The sequence below is a fragment of the Streptomyces sp. PA03-3a genome, assembly GCF_033792735.1.
Lineage (GTDB): Bacteria > Actinomycetota > Actinomycetes > Streptomycetales > Streptomycetaceae > Actinacidiphila.
The window spans coordinates 94,173-102,381 of record NZ_JARAVM010000031.1 but is presented as its reverse complement, the minus strand read 5'-3'; the positions used below and the strand labels follow the sequence as shown (position 1 = coordinate 102,381).

The window sequence follows — 8,209 nt, the reverse complement described above, 5'->3', positions numbered from 1 at the left end:
GTCCTGCGCCGGGGCTCCCCGGCCTCGCCGCCGCGTGCGGGGGCTCCGCCGTCGCCGTCGCGGCCCCGGGGCACCTGCCGGCGCCGGGGGGCGGCCCCGCCGCCGTCACCGCGCTCACCGCGGCCCTGGGCGCCCTTCTCCCGGTCGGCCCGGTCACGCCGCTCGCCTCGTTCGCCCCGGTCGCGCGGCGGCTCCCCGTCGCGGCTCACCACGCCCGGGCACCTTCCCGGCCGGCCGGACGGGCGGATCGGGACGGACGGAGGGCGCGGGGCCCCGGAGCTGCCGTCACGGGGTCTCCTTCGGGCTCGTGCTGGGCTTGGCGGACGGCGTCGGGCCCAGGGAGGCGGCCGCGGAGCCGCTGGGCGCGACGGTGGCGGGCGCCGTGCTCGGGCTGGGCGCCGGGACGTACGGCGCGGCGCCGGGGCTGCCGAGGACGGTGCCGTCGGGGGCGAGGAAGGCCGGGTTGCCACCGGGGACCAGGCCCAGCTCGCGGGCCTGCTCGTCGAGCGCGTCCGGCGCCGAGTACCGGTCGACCTCCTGCTGCAGCGCCTGCTCCTCGTCGGTGTACTGGGTGGTCTTCTTCTGCAGCTCGCTCAACTTGAAGGAGTCCCGGTTCACCGCCGAGTTGAGCAGCAGCAGGGTGATCAGGCCCCCGCCCAGCAGCAGCACGATCAGCAGCACGAAGGGCGAGCGCGCCGCCGAGCTGCGCCGCCTCATTTCAGCGCCTCGCGGATCCGCTGGGCGCCGCGCAGGCGGGCCGGGGCGGCCCTGCGGTTGGCGGCGATCTCGTCCTCCGTGGGCAGCTCTGCGCCGCGGGTGAGCAGCTTGAGCCGGGGCTGGTACTGCTCCGGCACCACGGGCAGCCCGGGCGGCGCCGTGGTGGCCGCGCCGGCCGCGAGGACGCCCTTGACGAGGCGGTCCTCCAGGGAGTGGTACGACATCACGGCGATCCGGCCGCCCACCGCGAGCGCGGCGACGGCCGCCGGGATGGCCCGCTCCAGCACCGTCAGCTCCCCGTTCACCTCGATGCGCAGCGCCTGGAAGGTGCGCTTGGCCGGGTTGCCGCCGGTGCGCTTGGCGGCCTGCGGCAGCGCCTCGCGGATCAGCTCGACCAGCCGGGCGCTGGTGGTGAAGGGCTCGCGTTCCCGCTCGCGGACGACAGCCTCCACGATCTTGCGGGCGAACTTCTCCTCGCCGTACTCGCGCAGCACCCGTACCAGCTCGCCCGGCGGATAGGTGTTGAGGACCTCGGCGGCGCTGATGCCGGCCGTCTGGTTCATGCGCATGTCCAGCGGCGCGTCCTGGGCGTAGGCGAAGCCCCGGTCGGCCTCGTCCAGTTGCATGGAGGAGACGCCGAGGTCGAACAGGACGCCCTGCACCTTGGGGACGCCGAGCCGCTCCAGCACCTCGGGGATCTCGTCGTAGACCGCGTGCACGAGGGTGGCCCGGTCCCCGTACGGCGCGAGTCGCTCACCGGCGAGCTTGAGCGCGGCGGGGTCGCGGTCGACGGCGACCAGCCGGGCCTCGGGGAACCGCCGCAGCAGTGCCTCGCTGTGCCCGCCGAGGCCGAGGGTGGCGTCCACGACCACGGCGCCCGGCACTTCGACGGCGGGGGCCAGCATGTCCAGGCAGCGGTCCAGCATGACCGGGACGTGGCGTGGCTCGGACGGGGTGGCGCTCATGAAGCCCTTCTCATCTGCTCGCGGGGACGTACCACTGGGTCCCCGCCCGCTCGTGGGCGGCCATCTGGCACCGGGGAAGGAGTGCCAGCGGGCCGGGGAGCGGGAGGAGGCCGAGCGTCACGTACACGGACGTGAGTCATCAGGCTACGGGCGAGGTCACATTAAGCCGGGAGGCACCTCCTGGGACAACGCCGAAAAGGCGTCTTCCTGACCCGCCAGATAGTCCTCCCAGGCCGCCGCGTCCCACACCTCGACGCGGGTGTTGGCGCCGATCACCGCGCATTCGCGGCGCAGCCCGGCGTAGTCGCGCAGGGGCTGCGGGAGGGTGACCCGCCCCTGCTTGTCGGGGACCTCGTCGTGGGCGCCGGCGAAGAGGACCCGCATGTAGTCGCGTGCCGCCTTGGAGGTGAGGGGGGCGCGCCGGAGCTCCTCGGTGAGGGCGCGGAAGCCCTCGACCGGCCATACGTACAGGCAGCGCTCCTGGCCCTTGGTGATGACCAGGCCGTCCGCGAACTGTTCGCGGAACTTCGCGGGCAGGACCAGCCGGCTCTTGTCGTCCAGCCGTGGCGCGTACGTCCCGAGGAACATCCGCACCTCCCGCGTCAGGTTGGCGACCCACTTCGCGCCACTTTACTCCACCGGTCCCCACGGTCAACGAGAAGCCTGCCCTGGCGCAGGCGCCCTCGCGGGCCCGGGCGGCCGAATCACCCGCACGGGCGAGCGCGCGCGGCGCCTGTGGGTTACCTCACAGTGCACCGGTTTGACCGAGATTTGCCGGACCCCACAGCAGGTCGGAAGAGACCGCGCGCTCTACGGTCGTGTCATGTCGATAAACGCGCATCAGTCCGCGGTTCCCGCAGGCACCGGCACGGCGTCCGTCACCGACCGGCTGGTCGAGGCGAACCGGCGTTACGCGGAGCAGTTCCGCGACCCCGGCATGGACGCCCGCCCGGTGCTCCACGTGGCCGTGGTCGCCTGTATGGACGCCCGCCTCGACCTGCACAAGGCGCTGGGCCTGGAGCTCGGCGACTGCCACACCATCCGCAACGCCGGCGGGGTGGTCACCGACGACACCATCCGGTCGCTCACCATCAGCCAGCGCGCGCTGGGCACCCGCTCGGTCGTGTTGATCCACCACACCGGCTGCGGCCTGGAGTCGCTGACCGAGGAGTTCCGCACGGAGCTGGAGGAGGAGGTGGGCCAGCGTCCGACCTGGGCGGTGGAGTCCTTCCGCGACGTCGACCAGGACGTGCGGCAGTCGATGCGGCGGGTCCGCACGTCCCCCTTCCTGGCCCACACGGACGACGTCCGGGGGTTTGTGTTCGACGTGCACACCGGCCTGCTGCGCGAAATCACAAACGAGTAACGGAAGCGGAGTGACGCGGAGCATAGTTGAAGGAGAGAATGCTTCGTGTGACGGGGAGGGCCGGTCCAGGGATGACCGCGACCCTAGGAACGGGCCGAGGAGAACCGGGTGACGACCTATGACGCACGAGCGAGCCTCAGCGATCTGACTGCCACGGCGGACCGCGTACGCCGGTCGGTGGAGAACGTGATCGAGGGCAAGCCCGAGGTCGTACGGACTGCGCTGACGGTGTTGCTCGCCGAGGGACATCTGCTGATCGAGGATGTCCCCGGCGTCGGCAAGACGATGCTTTCCAAGGCGCTGGCCCGGTCGATCGACTGCTCGGTCCGGCGCATCCAGTTCACGCCGGACCTGCTGCCGTCGGACATCACCGGGGTCAGCGTCTTCGACCAGCAGCGCCGCGACTTCGAGTTCAAGCCGGGCGCGATCTTCGCGCAGATCGTGGTCGGCGACGAGATCAACCGCGCGTCGCCCAAGACGCAGTCCGCGCTGCTGGAGTCGATGGAGGAGCGCCAGGTCACCATCGACGGCAGCACCTATCCGCTGCCGAGCCCCTTCATGGTCATCGCCACCCAGAACCCGGTGGAGATGGAGGGAACGTATCCGCTGCCCGAGGCGCAGCGGGACCGCTTCATGGCCAGGGTCTCCATCGGTTACCCCAGCATGGAGGCCGAACTGGAGATGCTCGACGTGCACGCGGGTGTCAGCCCGCTGGACGACCTGCAGCCGGTCGCCCACGCGCACGAGATCGTCAAACTGGTGGAAGCGGTACGGACGGTGCACGTGTCCCCGGCCGTGCGGCACTACGCGGTGAGCCTGGTGTCGGCCACCCGGGACCACCCGGACCTGAGGCTCGGCGCCTCCCCGCGCGCCACGCTGCACCTGGTGCGCGCGGCACGCGCGGCGTCGGCCCTGGACGGCCGGGACTACGTGCTCCCCGACGACGTCCAGACGCTGGCCTCGGCCGTGCTGGCGCACCGTCTGCTGCCGACCGCGCAGGCGCAGTTGAACCGGCGCACCCCGGAACAGGTCATCGCGGAGATCGTGCAGCGCACGCCGGTCCCCGACCCGTACGGCAACCGGTGACCCGGACGACGGGCGGGGCGCTGGAGGTGCCGCGTGACCGAGCGTGAAAGCGGCTTCCGGGCCGCCCTGGGCGGCCTCACCACGCGGGGCCGCTCCTTCCTCGCCGCGGGGATCGCGGCGGCCGTCTGCGCCTACGTCCTGGGGCAGCCGGACCTGCTGCGGGTCGGCCTGCTGCTGGCCGTGCTGCCGCTGGTCTGCGTGGCGGTCCTGTACCGCACGCGCTACCGCGTCGCCGGCAGCCGCAGGCTGTCGCCCTCGCGCGTGCCGGCGATGTCCGAGGCGCGGGTGCACCTGCGGGTGGACAACGTGTCGCGGCTGCCCACCGGGCTGCTGATGCTCCAGGACCGGGTGCCGTACGTGCTGGGGCCCCGCCCCCGCTTCATCCTGGACCGGGTGGAGCCCGGCGGGCACCGCGAGGTGTCCTACCGCGTCCGCTCCGACCTGCGCGGGCGCTACCCGCTGGGGCCGCTGCAACTGCGGCTGACCGACCCCTTCGGCATGTGCGAGCTGACCCGCTCCTTCAGCGCGTACGACACCCTGACCGTGGTGCCCCGCGTGGAGCCGCTGCCGCCGGTCAAGCTCAAGGGCGACTCCTCCGGCTACGGGGAGAGCCGCACCCGGGCGCTGGCCCTGGCCGGCGAGGACGACGTGATCCCGCGCGGCTACCGCCACGGAGACGACCTGCGCCGGGTGCACTGGCGCTCCACCGCCAAGTACGGCGAGCTCATGGTGCGCCGCGAGGAGCAGCCGCACCGCGCCCGGTGCACGGTGCTGCTGGACACCCGCGCCGTGGCGTACTTCGGCGCCGGGCCCGACTCGGCCTTCGAGTGGGCGGTGTCCGGGGCGGCGTCGGTGGCGATGCACATGCTGGAGCGCGGGTACTCCGTACGGCTGCTCACCGACACCGGCAGCACGGTGCCCGGCTCCGAGGGCTTCGGCGGCACCGACTCCTCGGACGCGGCAGGCGCCATGCTGGACACCCTGGCCGTGATCGACCACTCGGACGGCGCCGGGCTCTCCCGTGCGCTCGACGTGCTGCGCACGGGCAGCGAGGGCCTGCTGGTGGCCTTCTTCGGAGATCTCGACCAGGAGCAGGCCGCGATGGCGGGGCGGATGCGGCAGCGGGCGGGGGCGGCCGTCGCCTTCGTCCTGGGCAGCGCGGCCTGGGGCGCCCTGGACGAGGACGGGACGGCACCGCTCGCGGCCCCGCGGCCGGACGCCGGCGCCGACGCGCCCGAGGGCGCCTCGGCGCGGACCGTGCGGATGCTGCACGAGGCGGGCTGGACGGTGCTCCAGGCCGCCGCCGGCGACCGACTGCCCGATCTGTGGCAGCGGGCCGACCGGCACCGGTCGCGCGAGGAGGCGGGGACGCGATGATGAGCGGACGGGGACGGCTCGCGGTCTGCGCGGCGGCGGCGACGCTGATGACGACCTGCTCGCTGCTGCCGCTGGCGACGCCGAACTCGTGGATCCTTCAGGCCGTCTTCCTGGTGCTGCTGCAGACCGGGGTGGGTGCGCTGACCCGCCGGGCGCCGCTGGCCCGGCCGCTGACCGTACTGGCGCAGGCGGTGTTCTCGCTGCTGGTACTGACCCTGATGTTCGCGAACGAGCAGGCCGTGCTCGGGTTCCTGCCCGGGCCCGCCGCGTACACGCAGTTCGGCAACCTGCTGACGGCCGCGATGCAGGACGTGACCCAGTTCGCCATCCCGGCGCCGGTCACCCCGGGCATCCGGCTGCTGCTGCTCGGCGGGGTGCTGCTGATCGGCCTGGCCGTGGACGCGCTGGCGGTGACCTACGGCAGCGCGGCCCCTGCCGGGCTGCCGCTGCTCGCCCTGTACTCGATCGCGGCGGGGCTCGCCGGGGGCGACGGCACCCGCTGGCCGTACTTCCTGCTGGCCGCCGTCGGCTACCTGCTGCTCCTGCTGGCCGAGGGCCGCGACCGGATCTCCCGCTGGGGCCGCGTCTTCGGCGGCGTCGGATCCGGGGCGCGCGCCGGCTACGGAGGACCGACCGGGGCGGTGGCCCCGGTACGGACCGGGCGCCGCATCGGGGCGATGGCGCTCGGCATCGCCCTGGTGGCGCCGGCCGCGCTGCCCTCCATGGGCGTGGGGCTGCTGCCGACCGGCGGCTCGGGCACGGGGAACGGGCGCGGCGGCGGAACGATCTCCGCGGTCAACCCGGTGGTCGCGCTCCAGGACAACCTGAACCAGTCCGACGACCGGGTGGTGCTCCGCTACCGGACGAACGCCGTCTCCAACGCGGACATGTACCTGCGGATCGTGGCCCTCGACCGCTTCACCGGTGACAAGTGGGAGCCCGCCCAGCGTTCCCTCACCGGCGTGCCCAAGGTGCTGCCCAGCCCCCAGGGGCTCGGCCCCGGCGTGAAGGCCGCCGAGGTCGCCACCTCGGTCGCGGCGGACAAGAGCTACGTCCAGATGTGGCTGCCGCTGCCGTACCCGGCCACCCAGGTGCAGGTCGACGGGCGCTGGCGCTACGAGACCACGGGCCGCACCATCATCGGCGACCGGGGTCAGACCACCTCCGGCGCGCAGTACCAGGTCAGCAGCCTGGCCCTGGAGCCGACCGCGCAGCAGCTGGCGAGCGCGCCGCCGGCCGACGACCGGCTGCGGGCCGAGTACACGAAGGTGCCGGACTCGCTGCCGCAGGTGGTGACGCAGACGGCCCTGGACGTCACCAAGGACGCCGGCAACGACTACGAGCGGGCCCTCGCCCTGCAGCGGTGGTTCACCTCGGGCGCCTTCTCGTACGACACCTCGGTGCGCTCCGGCACCGGGGTGCAGGCGATCACCCGCTTCCTGCGCAACAAGGAAGGGTTCTGCATTCACTTCGCCTTCACCATGGCGGCGATGGCGCGGACCCTGGGCATCCCGGCACGGGTGGCGGTCGGCTTCACGCCCGGCACCGCGGAGGCGGACGGCGCGTACGCGGTCGGGCTGAAGGACGCTCACGCCTGGCCCGAGCTGTACTTCGAGGGTGTCGGCTGGACCCGGTTCGAGCCCACGCCCACCCGTGGCACCCTGCCGGGCTACACCCAGGAGACGACCGCCTCCGACAGCGGGCCCTCGGCGCCCGACACCCCGGAGGAGTCCGCGGGGGCGGGCGCGAGCACCGGACCGACCGTGGCCCCGACCTGCGTGGGCAAGGACGCCCAGCTCGGCAACTGCGACCCCCTGGGCCAGGCCTCGGGCATCGGCGGGGATGACGAGGGGCTGTGGCCGCGGATCCTCGAGTGGACGCTGCGGGTCCTCGCCTGGGCGGTGGTGCCGCTGGTGGTGCTCGTGCTGCTGCTGCCGCTGCTCTGGCGGCGCAGGCAGCGTTTCCAGCGGCTGGGCGGCGGCCAGGACCCGGCCGCCCTGGCGGCGTGGCTGGAGCTCACCGGGCGGGCCCGGGGCACGGCGCCGGACGGCGGGGACGGGCGGGGCGGGGCCCCTAAGGGCCTGACCCCCGGCGAGCTGGACGCCATGGGCGCCCGCGACGGCGCCCGGACCCTGGCGGCCTGGCTGGAGCTGACCGACACCGCCTGGGACTACGGCCTGCGGCCCGACGAGTCCGAGACACCGCGCCGGGTCGCGGGGCGCCTCGTCCGCGACGGGGGCCTTGAAGGGCCCGCCGCGGAGGCGGCGCAGCGTCTGGCCGGCGCGGTGGAGCAGGCCCTGTTCTCGCCGCGGCCGCCGGCCACCACCGGCTCGGCGAAGGACGTGCAGCTGGTCCGGGAGGGACTGCACAGGAACGCGGACGCCAAGACGCGGATCCGTGCCGTGCTGCTGCCGCGGTCCGCGGTCCGGGTCGTGTGGCGGTCCGCGGAGCGCTGGTCCGCGTTCTCGGCCCGCGTGTCGGCCCGGCTGCGGGGTGCGGGCGACGCGGTGATGCGGCCGCTGCGGCAGCGCCGGACCTCCTGAGGGTTCCTCCGGGGGCGGCCGGGTGGCCGCTCCCGGAGGCCGCACGCCGCGGACGCCGGGTGAAGCACGCCGGGCGTCGCATGCTGTGTGTCGGATGCAGCGGCACCCCGGGCGACGGCAGGGCGGCATGGCGAAGGGGCGGGGTTCCGACCGGA

The 8,209-nt window shown here is 74.1% G+C and carries 7 protein-coding genes and 1 pseudogene; 4 read left to right on the top strand and 4 right to left on the bottom strand.

Going from position 1 to position 8,209, the window contains the following annotated elements:
* From PV342_RS31280 to mraZ, 4 genes and pseudogenes are all read right to left on the bottom strand, one after another.
* A pseudogene (locus PV342_RS31280) lies at nt 1-212 on the bottom strand (hypothetical protein); the annotation flags it as partial.
* A gap of 73 nt (nt 213-285) precedes the next feature.
* On the bottom strand, nt 286-717 hold the full coding sequence (gene ftsL, locus PV342_RS31275; RefSeq protein WP_018557107.1) for a cell division protein FtsL: 432 nt from the start codon (nt 715-717) through the stop codon (nt 286-288).
* Nucleotides 714-1,682, bottom strand: coding sequence for a 16S rRNA (cytosine(1402)-N(4))-methyltransferase RsmH (gene rsmH / locus PV342_RS31270; RefSeq protein ID WP_500319584.1), 969 nt, complete (start codon nt 1,680-1,682; stop codon nt 714-716). The genes ftsL and rsmH overlap by 4 nt, the downstream gene beginning before the upstream one ends.
* 156 nt (nt 1,683-1,838) lie before the next feature.
* Complete coding sequence (gene mraZ, locus PV342_RS31265; RefSeq protein ID WP_329188399.1) at nt 1,839-2,270, bottom strand: division/cell wall cluster transcriptional repressor MraZ; 432 nt, start codon at nt 2,268-2,270, stop codon at nt 1,839-1,841.
* 235 nt (nt 2,271-2,505) lie between these two features.
* Here mraZ and PV342_RS31260 point away from each other — a divergent pair, with 235 nt between their 5' ends.
* The 4 genes from PV342_RS31260 (at nt 2,506) to PV342_RS31245 (ending at nt 8,054) form a co-directional block, all read left to right on the top strand.
* A complete protein-coding gene (locus tag PV342_RS31260) occupies nt 2,506-3,048 on the top strand; it encodes a beta-class carbonic anhydrase (RefSeq protein WP_386989268.1) in 543 nt (180 codons plus the stop codon).
* Nucleotides 3,049-3,156: 108 nt separating this feature from the next.
* A complete protein-coding gene (locus tag PV342_RS31255) occupies nt 3,157-4,134 on the top strand; it encodes an AAA family ATPase (protein WP_018557102.1) in 978 nt (325 codons plus the stop codon).
* Between the two features lie 33 nt (nt 4,135-4,167).
* Entirely contained in the window at nt 4,168-5,511 is a 1,344-nt protein-coding gene (locus tag PV342_RS31250) for a DUF58 domain-containing protein (protein WP_500319581.1), read from the top strand.
* Nucleotides 5,511-8,054: a transglutaminase TgpA family protein gene (locus tag PV342_RS31245; RefSeq protein WP_500319587.1), complete on the top strand. Its 2,544-nt coding sequence runs from the start codon at nt 5,511-5,513 to the stop codon at nt 8,052-8,054. Before PV342_RS31250 ends, PV342_RS31245 begins: the two co-directional genes overlap by 1 nt.
* Nucleotides 8,055-8,209: the final 155 nt, after the last annotated feature.